Annotated in this window: 14 protein-coding genes; 12 read left to right on the top strand and 2 right to left on the bottom strand. The window is 39.8% G+C overall.

The features are described from left to right. Nucleotides 1-138 precede the first annotated feature (138 nt). The 7 genes from CQA40_RS04490 (at nucleotide 139) to uvrA (ending at nucleotide 8,763) form a co-directional block, all read left to right on the top strand. The gene (locus tag CQA40_RS04490; protein WP_115519733.1) at nucleotides 139-564 is read left to right on the top strand and encodes a hypothetical protein; all 426 of its coding nucleotides are present in this window, start codon (nucleotides 139-141) and stop codon (nucleotides 562-564) included. A 335-nt stretch (nucleotides 565-899) separates the two neighbouring features. Then, entirely contained in the window at nucleotides 900-1,976 is a 1,077-nt protein-coding gene (locus CQA40_RS04485) for an AzlC family ABC transporter permease (protein ID WP_309544449.1), read from the top strand. A gap of 188 nt (nucleotides 1,977-2,164) precedes the next feature. After that, the gene (ribA, locus tag CQA40_RS04480; RefSeq protein ID WP_408941410.1) at nucleotides 2,165-2,866 is read left to right on the top strand and encodes a GTP cyclohydrolase II; all 702 of its coding nucleotides are present in this window, start codon (nucleotides 2,165-2,167) and stop codon (nucleotides 2,864-2,866) included. A gap of 109 nt (nucleotides 2,867-2,975) precedes the next feature. Further along, nucleotides 2,976-4,385, top strand: coding sequence for a class II 3-deoxy-7-phosphoheptulonate synthase (locus CQA40_RS04475; protein ID WP_115519731.1), 1,410 nt, complete (start codon nucleotides 2,976-2,978; stop codon nucleotides 4,383-4,385). Nucleotides 4,386-4,644: 259 nt separating this feature from the next. Then, entirely contained in the window at nucleotides 4,645-5,499 is an 855-nt protein-coding gene (locus CQA40_RS04470; RefSeq protein ID WP_258864458.1) for a BspA family leucine-rich repeat surface protein, read from the top strand. Nucleotides 5,500-5,563: 64 nt separating this feature from the next. After that, nucleotides 5,564-5,842: an Asp-tRNA(Asn)/Glu-tRNA(Gln) amidotransferase subunit GatC gene (gatC, locus tag CQA40_RS04465; protein WP_023927874.1), complete on the top strand. Its 279-nt coding sequence runs from the start codon at nucleotides 5,564-5,566 to the stop codon at nucleotides 5,840-5,842. A gap of 56 nt (nucleotides 5,843-5,898) precedes the next feature. Continuing rightward, nucleotides 5,899-8,763 (top strand): excinuclease ABC subunit UvrA, encoded by a 2,865-nt coding sequence (gene uvrA / locus CQA40_RS04460; RefSeq protein WP_181882833.1) that lies wholly within the window; start codon nucleotides 5,899-5,901, stop codon nucleotides 8,761-8,763. A 244-nt stretch (nucleotides 8,764-9,007) separates the two neighbouring features. Here uvrA and CQA40_RS04455 read toward each other — a convergent pair whose 3' ends face one another. Beyond that, complete coding sequence (locus CQA40_RS04455; protein ID WP_115519729.1) at nucleotides 9,008-9,649, bottom strand: ABC transporter ATP-binding protein; 642 nt, start codon at nucleotides 9,647-9,649, stop codon at nucleotides 9,008-9,010. Nucleotides 9,650-9,681: 32 nt separating this feature from the next. Next, nucleotides 9,682-11,298: an apolipoprotein N-acyltransferase gene (locus CQA40_RS04450; protein WP_115519728.1), complete on the bottom strand. Its 1,617-nt coding sequence runs from the start codon at nucleotides 11,296-11,298 to the stop codon at nucleotides 9,682-9,684. 173 nt (nucleotides 11,299-11,471) lie between these two features. Between CQA40_RS04450 and CQA40_RS04445 the strand changes: the two genes are divergently transcribed. The 5 genes from CQA40_RS04445 (at nucleotide 11,472) to CQA40_RS04425 (ending at nucleotide 16,742) form a co-directional block, all read left to right on the top strand. Then, the gene (locus CQA40_RS04445) at nucleotides 11,472-12,029 is read left to right on the top strand and encodes a CvpA family protein (protein WP_115519727.1); all 558 of its coding nucleotides are present in this window, start codon (nucleotides 11,472-11,474) and stop codon (nucleotides 12,027-12,029) included. Between the two features lie 121 nt (nucleotides 12,030-12,150). Beyond that, nucleotides 12,151-13,851, top strand: coding sequence for a lysine--tRNA ligase (gene lysS / locus CQA40_RS04440; protein ID WP_115519726.1), 1,701 nt, complete (start codon nucleotides 12,151-12,153; stop codon nucleotides 13,849-13,851). A gap of 214 nt (nucleotides 13,852-14,065) precedes the next feature. After that, nucleotides 14,066-15,316 (top strand): serine hydroxymethyltransferase, encoded by a 1,251-nt coding sequence (locus CQA40_RS04435; RefSeq protein WP_115519725.1) that lies wholly within the window; start codon nucleotides 14,066-14,068, stop codon nucleotides 15,314-15,316. Nucleotides 15,317-15,352: 36 nt separating this feature from the next. Then, nucleotides 15,353-15,895 (top strand): DUF1882 domain-containing protein, encoded by a 543-nt coding sequence (locus tag CQA40_RS04430; RefSeq protein ID WP_023927867.1) that lies wholly within the window; start codon nucleotides 15,353-15,355, stop codon nucleotides 15,893-15,895. Nucleotides 15,896-15,959: 64 nt separating this feature from the next. Further along, nucleotides 15,960-16,742 (top strand): SPOR domain-containing protein, encoded by a 783-nt coding sequence (locus CQA40_RS04425; RefSeq protein WP_115519724.1) that lies wholly within the window; start codon nucleotides 15,960-15,962, stop codon nucleotides 16,740-16,742. Nucleotides 16,743-16,749 lie beyond the last annotated feature (7 nt).

Genomic DNA, 16,749 nt, shown 5'->3' with positions numbered 1-16,749 from the left:
GTTTGGTATTTTGTCAGTATAAACTTGCTAAAATGCACTCATAAAAAAAATAATCCCTAAAAAAAGCATTTCACAAAACAATCCACAAAATAACTTGCAAAACAATTCACAAAACAATTTGCAAAACAAGGAGTAAATATGCCAAATGAAGCTGATATGGTGGTAAAAGCCTTTAATGATATGGTGTTTTTTCACGCATTTTTTATGGGATTTTTCCCTATACCTTTTCTTATCAATCTATACACGCTTTTTACTTACAAAACCTACCAAAAAGTGATTACAAAGATTTGGTTTGTGATGCCACTTATCTTTTTGCTTGTGAGTATTGGGAGCTTTACAGGGGTGTTTATCCTAGCTAGTGCGCAGTGGGCTATGAGTGCGCGTGTATGGGCTATGTGTGGGTTTATGGTGTTTGTATTTGCAGGAGAGATAGCACGGCTAAAGCGACTAAAAATCGCTAAGACAAGCGAAGTAAAAATGCTAAGTTACATAAGGTTTTGTAAATGGCTATACGCGCTAGATTTGCTTGGTGCGATAGTTTTTACTTTTAGGCTATTTGTGTAGGCGATTTTGTGCAGGACTTTAAATCGCTTGGCAAAATCATAGACCAAAATCATAGACAATGTAGAATCTATTTTTAAGCCTAAAAATATTTACTAAAGCATTCTAAAAAACTTTAAGATAAAAAATTTGCAAGATTTTATAAAAATCATATTTGTTAAGAAATAGCCAAAAAAGTGTGTCTTTTGTATAACTCATATTTGCTATAATCTCACGCTTTAGAAAGTCTAAATCTACTACTAGGCACGCGCATTTGCGCATATAGGTGATTTTGGGTGTGATTTAGAAGCTAAAATCTTTCTAAAAGATAAATTCGTATAAAAGGGTAATATTTAGAGATGGACAACGAAGCAAAAAACACAAAAGATAGGCATAAAAAATCTTTTAAAAAATCTTTGCCAAAATTTCCAAAATCTAGCGCACAATCTAGTATGCAGCCTTTTAAAAACATTTCTAACATATTAGACCGTGCTTTTGAAAATGTGCGCAATATGTGTAGTAGGCAAAACTTCCAACACGCTAAAAACACCAAAAACAACACTCCCACCAAAGATAACCCTACACAAAATATTTTTTACTCTATTTTTTCGCGTTTTGATACTCGCTTTTTTGCCGATTTGACTAACTCTCTTCATAGCCACCCTGCTTTTTTGGCATTTAAGGAGGCTTTTCCGCATACTTTGCCGATTTTTGTGGGCTATATTTTGATGGGTGCGACTTTTGGGATTTTGCTTCAAAAGGCTGGGTTTAGTTGGGTTTGGGCTTTGGGGATGGGGGTAGTTATCTATGCGGGGGCTATGCAGTTTGCTTGTGTGGCTTTGCTTGCAAATGGAGTAAGTCTGCTAGAATCGTTTTTGCTTGCTTTAATGATAAATTCTAGGCAGATTTTTTATGCGCTTTCTGCTCTTAGCTTGTTTAGAGGTGTTGAGAAAAAGAAAAAATGGTATTTGATTTTTTCGCTTACTGATGAGACTTTTGCACTGCTAAACCTAAAAAAACCTCGTCCAAGTAGTCAAAGTGCCAATCCAAATACTCTAAAGACTTCCCCAAAATCTCAAGCAGCCCACAAAGCAAAAATAGATAGTGGGTATTTTATGTTTTTCATCGCACTGCTAAACCAAACTTATTGGGTGATAGGTTGCGTGAGTGGGGCTTTGCTAAGTCAGCACCTAACGAGTTTTAACGCTCAAGGAATGGCGTTTGTAATGAATGCGATTTTTATCGTGCTATTTATCGAGCAGTGGCGCGTAGTGAGGGACAAATCCCCTGCACTTATTGGGATTTTTGTAAGTCTTATTTGCTTGTGGATTTTTGGCAAAGATATTTTTTTGCTTCCCTCTTTGGTGCTTATTTGCGCGCTACTTTTTTGGCTTGAGAAAGACAAATCTCTAAAAAGCAATAAATTTTTCAAATAAATAGATTTTGCATTTTGTGCGTTATTTGTGCTAAAATCGCGCTTTGTTTAAAACTTTTATTTTTGTGTCAAATTTTATAGATAAGGATTTTTATGGATTTAGAGATTTCTACCCAAGCAAAGCTGCCAACGCGATTTGGGGATTTTGTGATTCAGTCATTTTTGCAAAAATCTCCACAAAAAGAGAATATGCCACAAGCGCATTTTGCAAATCAACCAAAAGAGCATTTAGTCGTGCTAAGCGAGAATCTAGCAAAAATATTAGCCCAAAATCTACAAAATTTTGAGCAAAATCCCAAGCAGGATTTTGCAAATAAGGATTTTTGCGCCCAAGATTTTGGCAAGCAAGATTTTAAAAAAGTGGATTCTAGTCAAAAAGATTTTGGCAACACAGATTCCCCAAATGTTTCTCAAAAAACATTTAGTGATTTTGTCCCACTTTTGCGAGTGCATTCAGAATGCCTTACAGGCGATGTATTTGGCTCTCAAAAATGCGATTGTGGAGGAGAGCTAGCCCTAGCTATGCAAAAAATCGCCCAAAGCGACAAAGAGGGCAGGGGAGGGCTACTCATCTACTTGCGTCAAGAGGGCAGGGGTATCGGGCTTTTTAACAAGGTAAATGCCTATGCTCTGCAAGATAAGGGCTATGACACGGTGGAAGCAAATATCGCACTAGGTTTTAGTAGCGATGATAGGGATTATGCTATTGTGGGTGGGATTTTGGAGTATTATGGGATAGGGGAAGTGGAATTGCTTACAAATAACCCCAAAAAGATTGAAGCGATTTCGCGTTTTGTGAGAGTGAAGCGAAGTGAAATCATCATAGAGGCAAATAAACATAATCAAAAATATCTCGCCACCAAAAAGGCAAAACTAGGGCATTTACTATAAGCAAAATCATCGCTAAAATCACAAAAAACTTAAAACAAAACTCACACAGAGCAAAAAAATAGCAAAGCAAAAAATTAACAAGGCAAAAAACTTAGCAAGGAGAGAAAAAATGTCAAAACAAGATTCTGTCAAAAACCTAGAAGCAAGTCCAAACAAAAAGACTTCTCAAAAAACAAGCTGGCAAAAAACAAGCTGGAGGAGATTCCCTATAAAGCAGCACCCAACCTACACCGATAAAGCCGAGCTGGAATCTATCGAGCGTGAGCTAGCCTCATATCCTCCACTTGTGTTTGCAGGCGAAGCTAGAAGCCTAAAAGAGCGATTTAAGCAAGCCCAAAGAGGAGAGGCGTTTTTGTTGCAAGGAGGGGATTGCGCGGAGAGCTTTAGCCAATTTAGCGGAAGCGGAATCCGCGATTTGTTCAAAGTCATTATCCAAATGAGTGCGATTTTGACATTTGCAGGTGGGTGTCCTATCATCAAGGTGGGGCGGCTTGCAGGGCAGTTTGCCAAGCCTAGAAGTGCAGATTTTGAGGAAGTTCAGGGGGAGAGTTTGCCAAGCTATCGAGGCGATATTATAAATGGATTAGATTTTAGCGCGACTTCGCGCGAGCCACAGCCTGCACGAATGCTAAAGGCATATCATCAAAGTGCTGCTACGCTAAATCTTTTGCGTGCGTTTGCAAGCGGTGGGCTAGCTGATTTGAGTGAGGTGCATAGGTGGAATCTAGACTTTGTCAAAAACAACGCACTAGGGCAAAAATACGAGGAGCTAGCAAAAGATATTACAAAGGCGTTGGAGTTTATGAAAGCTTGTGGGATAGATTCTGCCAATACTCCTGCACTAAAAACTACGGAATTTTACACAAGCCACGAAGCACTACTACTAAACTATGAGGAACAGCTCGTGCGCAAAGATAGTCTAAGTGGCAAATGGTATGACTGCTCTGCACATATGCTTTGGATAGGCGAGCGCACGAGGGATTTGGACGGAGCGCATTTGGAGTTTTTGCGCGGGGTGGAAAATCCACTTGGTGTAAAGATAGGACCAAATGCGACAAAAGATGAAGTGCTAGGAATCTGTGATATTCTAAATCCTACAAATGAGGAGGGTAGGCTAAATCTAATCGTGCGAATGGGCGATGGGGTGCTACAAGAGAGATTTCCAAAGCTACTGCGTGAGGTATTAAGAGAGGGCAGGGCGATACTATGGAGTAGCGATGCGATGCACGGAAATACCATAAAAGCAAACAATGGCTACAAAACCCGAGCATTTGATAAAATCGCTAGCGAAATCAAGGCGTTTTTTGCTATCGCTAAGGCAGAGGGCGGTATCGCTGGCGGAGTGCATCTAGAGATGACGGGAGATGATGTAACTGAATGTGTGGGTGGCTCTCAAGCTATCACAGAGGCAAACCTCGCTTCTTGCTACAACACCCAATGCGACCCAAGACTAAATGCTACGCAGGCTATTGAGCTAGCGTTTTTAATCGCTGATATGCTAAAATCTCGCCAAAAATAAAGTGCGTATTTCAAGGTGTTTTTAAGATTTTGAGCGATTTTGGGGCTGTGATTTTTGGTGGCAAATCTAGCCAAAGATTTTGCACTAAATTTTGCTAGTTAAGCCAAAGTATTATAATTTTTGATTATAATGTCAGGTTTATTTGGGATAAAAAGTAACATAAAGCAAAATAAGCAAAATGCGATAAGCAAAGATAAAGTGGCCAAATCTTAAAAATAACTAAAATCCACATAAAATCCACAACAACTAAGGAGAGAAAATGCAAAATCACAATACTTCAAAAAAACTTAAAAAAATTCTTGTGCTTCTAGCAAGTGTAAGTGTGGGAATGGCACTATTTGGTTGCGCGTGTAAGTGCGATATGGAGGAGGTAAAAGCCCTCATCTCAAGTGAAATGGCAAAATACCCTGTAAACCCAAGCGCAAAATCAAGCAAGAGTACACCAAAAGTCGCAAGAAAATACAAGTATTTCCCCAAAACCAAAAAAGAGCTAATGATTCTCGTGCGTAAGCCAAGCGTGAATCTAGGCGAGATAAACACAAGCAAAATCACTGATATGAGTTCGCTATTTGCTATTCAGGGACTTAAGGGCGATGATGTGCTTGCTTCAAGGGATTATAGCGGGATAGAGCTGTGGGATACAAGTAATGTGGAAAATATGAGTTTTATGTTTCAAGGTGCAAAAACTTTCAACCAAGATATAAGTGATTGGAATGTCGGCAATGTCGAGCGAATGCACGCAATGTTTCATAATGCAATCTCGTTTAACAAACCACTTGATAAATGGGATGTAAGCAATGTCGAAGTAATGACTTTTATGTTTGCTGGGGCAAAAGCGTTTAATCAACCACTAAATTCGTGGAATGTCGAAAATGTCGAGGATATGACTTCTATGTTTGCTGGGGCAAAAAACTTCAATCAACCACTTAACAAATGGGATATGAGTGGTATAGAGAGTATGGGAAGTATGTTCTCAGACGCAGAATCATTTCAGCAGGATTTGGAAGCGTGGGGAGGGAAGCTAGATAAAGGTGTCGATGTAGATGATATGTTTGAGGGCTCTGGACTAGAATCCAAACCACCAAAATGGTATAAAAAACGCGCAAGACGATGATAAATAGCGATAAAAAAGCGTAGATTTTGAAAAAGCATTTGTAGCAGAGGCAAAAGGAGTAAAAATGCAAATTGATGATGAATTGCTAGGTAAGTTGCAACGATTGGCGATGATAGAAATCGATGATGAGCACAAAGAAAAAGTGCGTGAAAATCTTAGTGAGATTTTGAATTTTGTAGAAAATCTAAATAGCATTGATACGGATTCTATTACGCTTACAAACAATGAAAAAACACCACTAAGAGCTGATGAGCCAAAGCAATCAACAATAGCAAAAGAAGTGCTAGCAAACGCACCAAGCACGCAAGATGGCTTTTTTATCGTGCCTAAAATCATTGAATAAACAACGCAATTTGCAGCAAACTAAAATATAATTAAAAATAGACTTCAAGTAGTGTGATGCAAGATTTTATCCATATCATAGGCGCGAGAGAAAACAATCTCAAAAATCTAAGCCTAACAATCCCAAAAAATAAGCTAGTGGTTTTTACAGGGCTTTCAGGTAGTGGAAAATCAACCCTTGCATTTGACACGCTCTATGCAGAGGGACAGAGGCGATATATCGAGTCTCTATCAAGCTATGCTAGGCAGTTTTTGGATAGAGTAGGCAAGCCAGAGGTTGATAAAATCGAGGGGCTAACCCCTGCGATTGCTATCGACCAAAAGACTACTTCTAAAAATCCGCGCTCTACGGTTGGGACGATAACTGAAATCTATGATTATTTGCGCCTACTTTATGCAAGGGTGGGCAAGCAGCATTGTCATCTATGTGGCAAGCCTATTTCACAGATGAGTTCAAGTGATATTATCTCTCAAGTTTTATCACTACCAAGCAATACAAAAATGATGATTCTCTCCCCCATAGTGCGCGAAAAAAAAGGGACATTTGCTGATAAACTCCAAGACTTGCGACAAAAAGGCTTTGTCCGAGCGCAGATAAATGGTGTCATCACTCGACTTGATGAGGAAATAGAACTATCAAAAAGCAAAAAACACACGATAAAAGTTGTCATTGATAGGCTAACAAATACCGATGAAAACAAAACCCGACTTGCCCAAGCAGTAGAAAAAGCCCTAAATGAATCTTATGGCGAAGTAGAAATCGAATACACACTAGAATCTAAAGATTCTAAAGAGCAATCTAGCATTGCAGATTCTAGTGCAGAATCCAAGCTCGTGCATTATTCTGAACATTTTGCTTGCTTTGATTGTAAGGTGAGCTTTGAGCCGCTAGAGCCACTTAGCTTTAGCTTTAATTCCCCCAAAGGCGCGTGTGATATGTGCGGTGGGCTAGGTAGCACATATACGCTTGATATAAAAAAGATTTTAAACACTTCACTACCCTTGCTAGAGGGTGGCATAAAAGTCATTTTTGGCTACAATCGTAGCTATTATGCCGAGCTGTTTCGCGCTTTTTGCAAGGCAGAGGGGATAGATATAAAATCTAGCTTTGATGAGCTAAGTAAGCAACAGCAAGATTCTTTGCTTTATAACGGAGGCAAAGAGGTTGTGCTGGAATGGCGAGGGAGCAAGCTAAAGCGTGAGTGGAAAGGGATTTTAGCCATAGCACACGATATGTTTAGAGATGAGAGGGATTTGGCAGACTATATGAGTGAGAAGCCTTGTGGTGCGTGCAAAGCGCATAGACTAAAGCCAGAATCTCTAAGCGTAAAAGTCTCTAGCAAAGGCATCGGCGAAGTTATTGATATGCCCATAGAGGAGAGCTATGCTTTTTTTGCCAAAGAAGCAAACTTCACTCATCTAAATGCGCAAGAAAAGATGATAGCCGAGCCGATTCTAAAAGAGCTAAGAGAGAGGCTGTTTTTTTTGGTAGATGTGGGGCTAGGCTATCTTACTCTTGGTAGAGATGCACGCACTATAAGCGGTGGGGAGTCCCAAAGAATCCGCATAGCAAGCCAAATCGGTAGTGGGCTAACAGGTGTAATGTATGTGCTAGATGAGCCAAGTATCGGCTTGCACGAGCGCGATACTCTCAAACTCATAAAAACGCTTAGAAGCCTGCAAGAAAAAGGCAACACTGTAATCGTAGTCGAGCACGATAGAGAAACAATAATGAACGCAGACTTTATCGTAGATATAGGACCGGGTGCGGGCAATCGTGGAGGAGAGGTAATTTATAGTGGGGATTTGGGTGGAATGTTAAGCGCAAACACGCTTACAGCTGAATATATAAATCGCAAAAAAGATATTTTTTATCCGCAAAATCGTGCCCAAAAAGAGTGGCTAACTATCTCAAGCGTAACGATAAATAATATAAAAAATCTAAGCGTAAAGATTCCGCTTCGTAATTTTGTGTGTGTAACGGGTGTGAGTGGAAGTGGCAAAAGCTCTCTCATACTTCAGACGCTACTTCCCGTAGCCCAAGAGATTCTAAACAATGCTAGGAAAATCAAAAAATGCGATGGTGTAGAAATACTAGGGCTAGAGCATTTAGACAAGGTAATCTACCTAGACCAGACACCTATCGGGCGCACACCAAGAAGCAACCCCGCTACCTATACAGGCACAATGGACGAAATCCGTGCGTTATTTGCCCAAGTCAAAGAAGCAAAAATGCTAGGTTTTGGGGTAAGTCGCTTTAGCTTCAATGTCAAAGGCGGGAGGTGCGAGAAATGTCAAGGCGAGGGCGAAATCCGCATAGAAATGCACTTTTTACCAGATGTAATGGTAAAGTGTGATTTGTGTAATGGTGCGAAATACAATCCACAAACTTTATCAATCAAATACAAGGGAAAATCCATAGCTGAAGTGCTAGCGATGAGTGTGGATAGCGCGTGCGAATTTTTTGCCAAAATCCCTAGAATCTATCAAAAGCTAAAAACTTTGCAAGATGTCGGGCTTGGCTATATCCAGCTAGGACAAAATGCCCTAACGCTAAGCGGTGGCGAAGCCCAAAGAATCAAACTCGCAAAGGAGCTAAGTCGCAAAGACACGGGGCGCACGCTATATGTGCTAGATGAGCCAACTACGGGACTACACTTCGGCGATGTGGATAAGCTAACGCGTGTGCTTCATCATCTAGTCGAGCTAGGCAATAGTGTGATTGTTGTGGAGCATAATTTGGATTTAATCAAAAACGCTGATTATATAATCGATATGGGACCAGAGGGTGGGGCAAAAGGTGGCAAGGTAGTCGATAGTGGCAAGGTGGTAGATTTCATAAAAAACGCCAAAAAAAGTGGTAGCTACACAGCAAGATTTCTAGCGCAAGAGTTTGAATCCCAAAAATCTAAAAAATCCTAGATAATTACTAGATAGCAATAAATAACGATAAGCAGGTGTTTTTAGGTTTTAGAATCCAAAAGGTGGTTTATCTAGCTAAGCAAAAAATAATATCTCCGTTTTGGTAATTTTAAGGTTAGATTAAGAAATTTATAAAGATATTTTGATTGTTTGTCAAAAATGATATTTTCTACAAGAGTAGCAAAAAACATTGCAAATGGTAAAAGATTGCGTCATTTTTGGCAAGGATTTGTAAAAAATCAAGTTAGATTTGTCGTAAGCCTTTTTGGTGGATAGTGTAGGTGTAGGTGCACGATTTTGCTATGCTTTCATCGTGAGTGGCGATGATAAGCCCTGCTCTGTGATGGGAGATATATTCTTGCAAAGCGTTCATCACGCTTATTGCAGTGGTTTTGTCAAGATTACCCGTTGGCTCATCGGCATAGATTATGCGAGGTTTTTTTAGTAGCACGCGAGCGATAGATAGTCGCTGCTGTTGTCCGCCTGACAAATCAGCGGAGTTTTGGTGGAGAGTGTGGGCTATACCTAGATTTTCTAGTAGCTCCATATCAATAGGCTTTTGCGTGAGTGTCGCACTTACTTGGAGATTTTCTAGTGCGCTAAAACCGCGAAAAAGATAATGTGCTTGAAAGATTATGCCTAGATTTTCGCGCAGTAGTTTTAGTCGCTCATTTGGCTTTAGCGCGTAAATATCACTAGAATCTAGCAGTGAGATAGTGCCACTTTTTGGTGCTAGCATAGTGGATAGATTTGCTAGAAGTGTGGATTTGCCACTGCCAGATACGCCCAAAATAGCGATACTCTCTCCCTCTTGTAATTCCAAATCCACTCCCTCATATAAAAGTGTCTCAAAACTATGACTGACATTTTTCGCGCTTAGTAGCATTGTTTTTCCTTTGTATTTTAGTTTTTGATTTTCTAATCCTTGATATGTATCACGGTATCAAAATTATCATCAAGCACTTTTGATGATAGGATAAAAGATGGCGAAAGATTTGCCGAGTGTAAAATCGTGCTTTTTGCTTTTCTTGCATAATATTTCATAAGGGTTCGTTGCAAATATGGCTCAATGCTTGGATAAAACCAGCCATTGTTGCTTATCATCACTACGAGGTTTGGGCTATCAGCATATAGCTCTTTGCTCGTCCCCTCATAGCAAATGGCATTGCGAAATACACGCCTAAAAAGGCGAAAATCTTGTGGCACACTAGCAGAATCTAGCCCCTCATCAATCCCAAAAAACAGCTTCAAAAGTGGCTTTGCTAGAAAATCAGGCAGCGGCATTTTTTCGCCAAATGGAGCTAGAATCACTTTGTTTAGGATTTGCACATCGCCTTTGTAAATGATATAAGTGGAGTTAAAATTTGGCTTACTAAACGCTCCCAAGATGATAGCAATATCATCTGAAATGCTTTGTAGTTCCTCTAAAGTAGCGATTTGAGAATCTAGCACGATTGGCAGTATTGTTTCAGGCAAGATGATAGCTTTTTTGCCATTTGTTTTTGCTTGCTCAATGGTGCTAAATGTCGCTTCTTTTATCTCATCTAGTGCGCTTTTGCTCCATTTGAAATCTTGCTTAAAGTAGGTTTGGGCAAGGGCAAAATTTTCTCTTAAAAACAAATCGCTAGAATCTGTGCTAGATTTTGTGCCAAATTGTGAGTTGGATTTTGCGCTAGAATCTGTGCTAGTTTGAGTGTGCCTCCCTCCTAGTCCGCCTATGTCAAGTGCCAAAGCCAAACTTATCACACCAAAAAATCCTACGCAGATGCGGACACTAGGACGGGTATTAGAGAAGCGAGATTTTTTTGACTTTTTGGGGAAGTTTATATCACTTCTAAGCAAAGCTACTACTAGCGAAGCTACTCCCACAACAACAAATAAAAAATCCCACTCACTCACACCAAACGCGCTATATGCAAAAAAACTTTGTGGCACAAGCCAATCAAATCCAAAAGGGTGGATACTCCCCAAAATCATAAGTGTGAAAATCCTAAAAATGATATGTTTAAAAAAAAGCAATATCCAAAAAATCGCCCCAATGATAAAACCAATCCCAAGCCACACAAGAGGTATAAGAAAAGGAAATGGAGTGTAGCGAAATGAGAGCGCAATCCAATACAAAAGCAAAATCCCTGCAAAAAATCCAAAATAAAATCGTATCCTAACAGGTGCAAGCAGATAGCAAGCTATGCTAACAATCCCAAGCGCACTTAAGGCAATCACTCCAAAAATATTAAGCCACATAGACGCGCTATCACTAAAGCCACCACACACTTCCACAATCCCCACAAACGCATACAGCCACGCACTAAAGAGAATCCCAAAAATCAAACCATAATAATTTAGCAAAGCAAAATTTTGCCATTGGGATTTGTCAAATCGTACTAAAGAAAGCAAAGAAAGTTTGGGGATATTGGAGATAAAATCTAATTTGGAGTAAAAAAAATCTGCCATATTTTTAAAAATTTTGTAAGGAAGCAAATGTGGGGTGGAGGATTTTTTTGAGGAGTTGTTTTTTTTGTGATTTTTTTTCAAGGATTTTCCTTACAATTTTTTAAGTGAAAATTGATTTTTAAGTGAAAATAAGCTAGAATAATAGCCTTTTTTGGCTAAATTTCAAAATAAAATCCAAAAATAAAACCCCAAAATCTAAAAGTAAAATTTTGGCAGAATTGCTAAAAATACAAAATCAAAAAGAGTGGTGAAAAATGAATTATATTGATGCGGGCTTGATTGTTGTTATTGTCGTGTTTGGTTTTCGCGGTTTTGCAAATGGATTTATTAGAGAAGTGTGTAGCCTGCTAGGTATCCTTATCGGCGTGTATCTAGGCTCTATGTTTGCGATACCTGTGGGCGAAGTGCTAACCCAAATCCACGATTTTAATAGCAAAACCATTCATACTGTGCTTGGATTTTTTGTGGTGCTTGGCGTGAGCTGGATATTTTTTATGCTCGTTGCTTACGCACTTTCTAGGACTTTTACTTTTATGGGGTTGGATTTTGTAAACAAGACACTTGGTTTTGTTTTTTGCTCCGTAAAGACATTTTTTATTTTTAGCATTATTGCATATTGCTTATCTCAAGTGAAATTTATCGAAGAAAATGTCGGCAAAGTAGCACGAGAGAATAGTCAAATATACCTAAAAATGCTAAAAGCAGCGGAATTTGTTATACATTTTCCCATAGTCGATAGCGCAAAGCAAAATCTACCGCAAGTGCCTGAACCACTGCAAAATGTGCAAAAAAGCATAAAAGGCAAAAAATAGATTTTCTATGAAAGATTTGGGCGATAAAGCAAAATCTAAAGATTATAAAAAACTATAATCCAAAGAATCAAATGGCACAAAAAAAATAAAACAAACTAAGAAAGGTAAAGAAACAAGCAAAATGTTTGAAAACACTTATATCCAACAGCGAATCAAAAAAGCACATACTTTAAGAGAAAAAAACCTAAATCCTTATGCAAACGGCACAAAACGCACGATAACAAATGCAGAATTTCTACAAAAATATGCCTATCTAAAAACGCAAGAAACACAATCTAGACAAGAAACTGAATCTAGCAAAACACAAGATGAAATACAAAATGAAACAATAGTCGGGCGTGTGCGCTTTATCCGCCTTATGGGCAAAGCCTGCTTTATCAAAATCCAAGATGAAAGCGGCATTTTGCAAGCATATCTTTGCCTAAATGACTTAGATGAGACTTCGTGGGAAGTGGTAAAAAAGCTCCTTGAAGTAGGCGACATAGTGAGTGTAGAGGGATTTGGCTTTGTAACCAAAATGGGCGAGCTAAGTATCCACGCAAAAGGTTTTAAGATATTGACTAAAGCCATTGTGCCATTGCCAGAGAAATTTCACGGGCTAACAGATGTGGAGATTCGCTATCGTCAAAGATATGTGGACTTAATCGTAAATAGCGAAGTGCGAGAGGTTTTTAAACTTCGTAGCAAAATCGTTAGCCTTGTGCGGAGATTTTTTGAGGAAAAAGGGTTTTTGGAAGTGGAAACGCCTATGCTACACCCTATACCCGGGGGTGCAAATGCTAAGCCATTTATCACGCACCACAATGCGCTAGGTGTGGATAGGTATCTGCGAATTGCGCCAGAGCTGTATCTCAAGCGACTTATTGTAGGGGGGTTTGAAGCGGTATTTGAGCTAAATAGAAACTTTCGCAATGAGGGAATGGACCACAGCCACAACCCAGAATTTAGTATGATAGAGTTTTATTGGGCTTATCATACTTATGAGGATTTAATTGCCTTGACAAAGGAGTTTTTCTCCTATTTGCTAGAAAATCTAGGAATGAGCCAAAAAGTTCCTTTTTTGGATTCTAGTAAAGAATCAAATGGATATTTTGACACACAGAGTAATTCTAATGGGGGTGAGTCTAGCAATTTTGGTGGTGGCGATTCTAGCCAAAATCATAGCGAGGATTCTAGGGGTCAGTCTAGCTATATTGACTTTGGCAAATGGCAGATTTTGAGCTATGAGGATAGCTTGGAGCAAATCGGCGGGATTGCACGAGAGATTTTCACAGATGAGAAAAAACTACGCCAATACCTTGTAAAAAAGGGCGTAAAACTAGAATCAAATATGAGCTATGGCAAGCTACTTGATAGTGCGTTTAGCGAGTGTGTAGAATCTCATCTTATAAACCCTACTTTCATCACGCAGTATCCTATCGACATTAGTCCGCTTGCTAGGCGAAATGATAGCGATTCTAGCAAAGCAGATAGGTTTGAGTTATTTATCGGTGGCAAGGAGATTGCCAATGGATTTAGTGAGCTAAATGACCCGCTAGACCAGCTAGAGAGATTTCGCTCACAAGTAGCCCAAAAAGAAAAGGGCGATGAGGAAGCGCAGTATATGGACGAGGATTTTGTGTGGGCACTTGGCTATGGTATGCCACCCACAGCGGGGCAGGGCATAGGAATTGATAGGCTTGTTATGCTGCTGACAAACGCAAGGACAATCAAAGATGTGCTATTATTTCCTGCGATGAAGCCGATGAAAGAGGAGTTTGGCACAGAATCTAGCCAAGAATCAAATACAAAACCCAAAAAAGAAGATAAAAGCAAAATTTAAGGGGGTTTTAATAGCAAAAAGTTAAGTAAAGATTAACCAAAAATCTAACAAAAAGTGTGAAAATGTCGATTTGTAGTGCAGGGTTTTGCAAGATTAGCCTTGCGAAATTAGTATTGATTAGGATTAGCGCAAAATTTTAAGGCAATTCACCGCATAAAATAGCCAAAGCAACAAAACACAAGAACTCAAAATATACAAAAACTAAGGAGAGAAAATGCCCTACCACCTAGAATCCGCTGATAAAGATATATATGACTTACTACAAAAAGAACTTACCCGACAAAATCAACACCTAGAAATGATAGCAAGCGAGAATTATACTTTTCCAGCCGTTATGGAAGCACTAGGTAGTGTGCTTACCAACAAATACGCAGAGGGCTATCCAAGCAAGCGATATTATGGTGGCTGTGAGTTTGTCGATGAAGTCGAGTCTATTGCGATTGAGCGAGCAAAGAAGCTATTTGGCTGTGAGTATGCAAATGTCCAGCCTCATTCGGGTTCGCAAGCAAACGGTGCGGTTTATAACGCGCTTTTAAAGCCCTATGATAAGATTTTGGGAATGGACTTAAGCCACGGAGGACATCTCACACACGGTGCGAAAGTGAGCTCTTCTGGGCAGACTTATCATAGCTTTTCTTATGGAGTAGAGCTAGATGGCAAAATCAACTATGAAAAACTGGCAAATATCGCTTACGCAGTGAAGCCAAAGATTTTAGTCGCGGGATTTTCGGCATATACGCGCAAGCTAGATTTTGCTAAGTTTAGAGAGATTGCAGATGAGGTGGGGGCGATACTTATGGCAGATATAGCACATATCGCGGGGCTTGTAGTCGCAGGAGAAAATCCAAACCCATTTCCACATTGCGATGTCGTAACGACAACTACGCACAAGACTTTGCGAGGACCACGAGGGGGAATCATTCTAACAAACAATGAAGAAATCGCCACCAAGATAAACAAAAGTATTTTTCCCGGGATTCAAGGCGGACCGCTTATGAATGTCATAGCGGCAAAAGCGGTTGGATTTAGGGAAAATCTAAAGCCCCAATGGAAAGATTATGCTAAACAAGTTAAGGCAAATATTTCCAAAATGGCAGAAGTGTTAATAAATAGGGGGTATGATTTAGTCAGCGGAGGGAGTGATAATCATCTCATTTTGATGAGCTTTTTGACAAAGGATTTCAGTGGCAAAGATGCGGACATCGCACTAGGCAGAGCTGGAATCACGGTAAATAAAAACACCGTCCCCGGAGAGAAGCGAAGCCCTTTTGTAACAAGTGGTATCCGCATAGGCTCGCCCGCACTCACAGCGCGCGGAATGAAAGAAGCGGAGTTTGAGTGGATAGCGGGCAAAATCGCGGATATTTTGGACAATATCACAGATGAGAATCTCCAAAAGGCTACTTTGGCGGAGGTGAAGGAGCTAAGTTCTCGTTTTGTGGTGTATGACAAGGCGATATTTTAGGTTTTGTTAATATTTTGGTTTTACTAAGGATAGGCAATGACAGAAATGGATTTAAAACTCATCAAAATCCACACAGCGTTTTACTACAAAAAAATCGCTGGGTTAGGGCAAAAGATTCACTATAATGGCAGGCTTTTGTTTGATAAGTTTGAGCGCGTAGATTCTCTACTTTCAAGCCAACTCATAAAAGACCATTTCGCCCAAAAAATTATCGCTGCACATAGTTTGATTCTTCCGGGGGATAAGGTAGAAAATATCGTGTTTGATTACAACGGACGCGACCCAGAGAGATTTTATCACAAGGCACAGCTACTTTTTCGCGAAGAGGGGTTTATCAATTTCACAGCTTATAGCACCAAGACACCGGGACATCTTCACCTCTATATCCACAAAGGACACACTTCTTTGAGCGAGGGGCAAACGCTTGCTAGAATGCTTTCACTAAAACTTGGGCAAAAAACTCCTTTAGAATGGCGTGTATTTCCTAACAACGATTTACCAAAAGAATTTAATATTTTATCGTTGCCTTACGAAGTATATGCAAAAGAGCGCGGAGCTTCTTGGGCGAAACATCTTTAAACTATAAATAAGGAGTAAAAATGCAGAGAATCCAAACGCGCAGGAACGCAAAGGAGTAGTAGCAATGGATGAGAGAAATGAACTAAGCGAAATCCTGCTAGGCAACACGCGACAGAAGTCTTCTAGTGGTAAAAAAAGCATTATAATAGTGCTTATGGCGGTGGCTGTAATCGTGCTAGTAGCGTTTTTTATGTGGAAATTTCTAGGAGCAAATGAGGAAAAAATCTCAAAATCAGGCGATGGCACGATAGATAAAAGCATAGCTACACCATTTGAAAATGACTTTGGAAATCTTGGTGGCATAGATTTTGATGCGGGTTCTATTGATGATTCTCTCCTGAAAGGCATAGAGGGTATGCAAAACCCGCAAGAAGTGCCAAAACCAGATGAGGCAGAAACTTCTAGCCTAGATATGATAATCAATCGTCTAACAGGCTCATCACAGCAATCATCTCAACAGCCTACCCAAGCCGTAGCGCAAAATCCAGCTCCACAGCATACAAGCCAACAATCTCCACAAAAGCAAGCAACAGCTCAACCTCCTAAGCCTGCTAGCCCACAGCCACCACAAAATCTAAAACCACAGCAAGGCACACTTAGTGCAAATGGTGGTGCGCCAACGACAGGATTTTATTGGCAGCTTGGCTCTTTTAGCAAAGAGCCAAAGGCGGAGTTTGTCGCACTTGTCAAAAAATATTCCTATCGTATACAAAAAACTACAAATAAAAATGGACTAACCACTACTCGCTATCTGCTAGGTCCATATCCAAGTGAAGCGCAAGCTCCCACTAGGGAGGATGTTCAAAGGATTTTTAGCGAAAGTCCTATACGCGTTTTTATCCCTTAGTCCTTTT

Origin of the sequence: Helicobacter sp. MIT 01-3238 (genome assembly GCF_003364135.1) — a bacterium.
In the GTDB taxonomy this organism is placed as follows: domain Bacteria; phylum Campylobacterota; class Campylobacteria; order Campylobacterales; family Helicobacteraceae; genus Helicobacter_B.
This window is presented reverse-complemented; position numbering and strand designations above follow the sequence as displayed.

Excerpts from the sequence above, each read along its gene's own strand:
- CQA40_RS04490 (WP_115519733.1), top strand. The coding sequence starts at position 139 with ATGCCAAATGAAGCTGATATGGTGGTAAAAGCCTTTAATGATATGGTG.
- CQA40_RS04485 (WP_309544449.1), top strand. The coding sequence starts at position 900 with ATGGACAACGAAGCAAAAAACACAAAAGATAGGCATAAAAAATCTTTT.
- ribA (WP_408941410.1), top strand. The coding sequence starts at position 2,165 with ATGCCACAAGCGCATTTTGCAAATCAACCAAAAGAGCATTTAGTCGTG.
- CQA40_RS04475 (WP_115519731.1), top strand. The coding sequence starts at position 2,976 with ATGTCAAAACAAGATTCTGTCAAAAACCTAGAAGCAAGTCCAAACAAA.
- CQA40_RS04470 (WP_258864458.1), top strand. The coding sequence starts at position 4,645 with ATGCAAAATCACAATACTTCAAAAAAACTTAAAAAAATTCTTGTGCTT.
- gatC (WP_023927874.1), top strand. The coding sequence starts at position 5,564 with ATGCAAATTGATGATGAATTGCTAGGTAAGTTGCAACGATTGGCGATG.
- uvrA (WP_181882833.1), top strand. The coding sequence starts at position 5,899 with ATGCAAGATTTTATCCATATCATAGGCGCGAGAGAAAACAATCTCAAA.
- CQA40_RS04455 (WP_115519729.1), bottom strand. The coding sequence starts at position 9,649 with ATGCTACTAAGCGCGAAAAATGTCAGTCATAGTTTTGAGACACTTTTA.
- CQA40_RS04445 (WP_115519727.1), top strand. The coding sequence starts at position 11,472 with ATGAATTATATTGATGCGGGCTTGATTGTTGTTATTGTCGTGTTTGGT.
- lysS (WP_115519726.1), top strand. The coding sequence starts at position 12,151 with ATGTTTGAAAACACTTATATCCAACAGCGAATCAAAAAAGCACATACT.
- CQA40_RS04435 (WP_115519725.1), top strand. The coding sequence starts at position 14,066 with ATGCCCTACCACCTAGAATCCGCTGATAAAGATATATATGACTTACTA.
- CQA40_RS04430 (WP_023927867.1), top strand. The coding sequence starts at position 15,353 with ATGACAGAAATGGATTTAAAACTCATCAAAATCCACACAGCGTTTTAC.
- CQA40_RS04425 (WP_115519724.1), top strand. The coding sequence starts at position 15,960 with ATGGATGAGAGAAATGAACTAAGCGAAATCCTGCTAGGCAACACGCGA.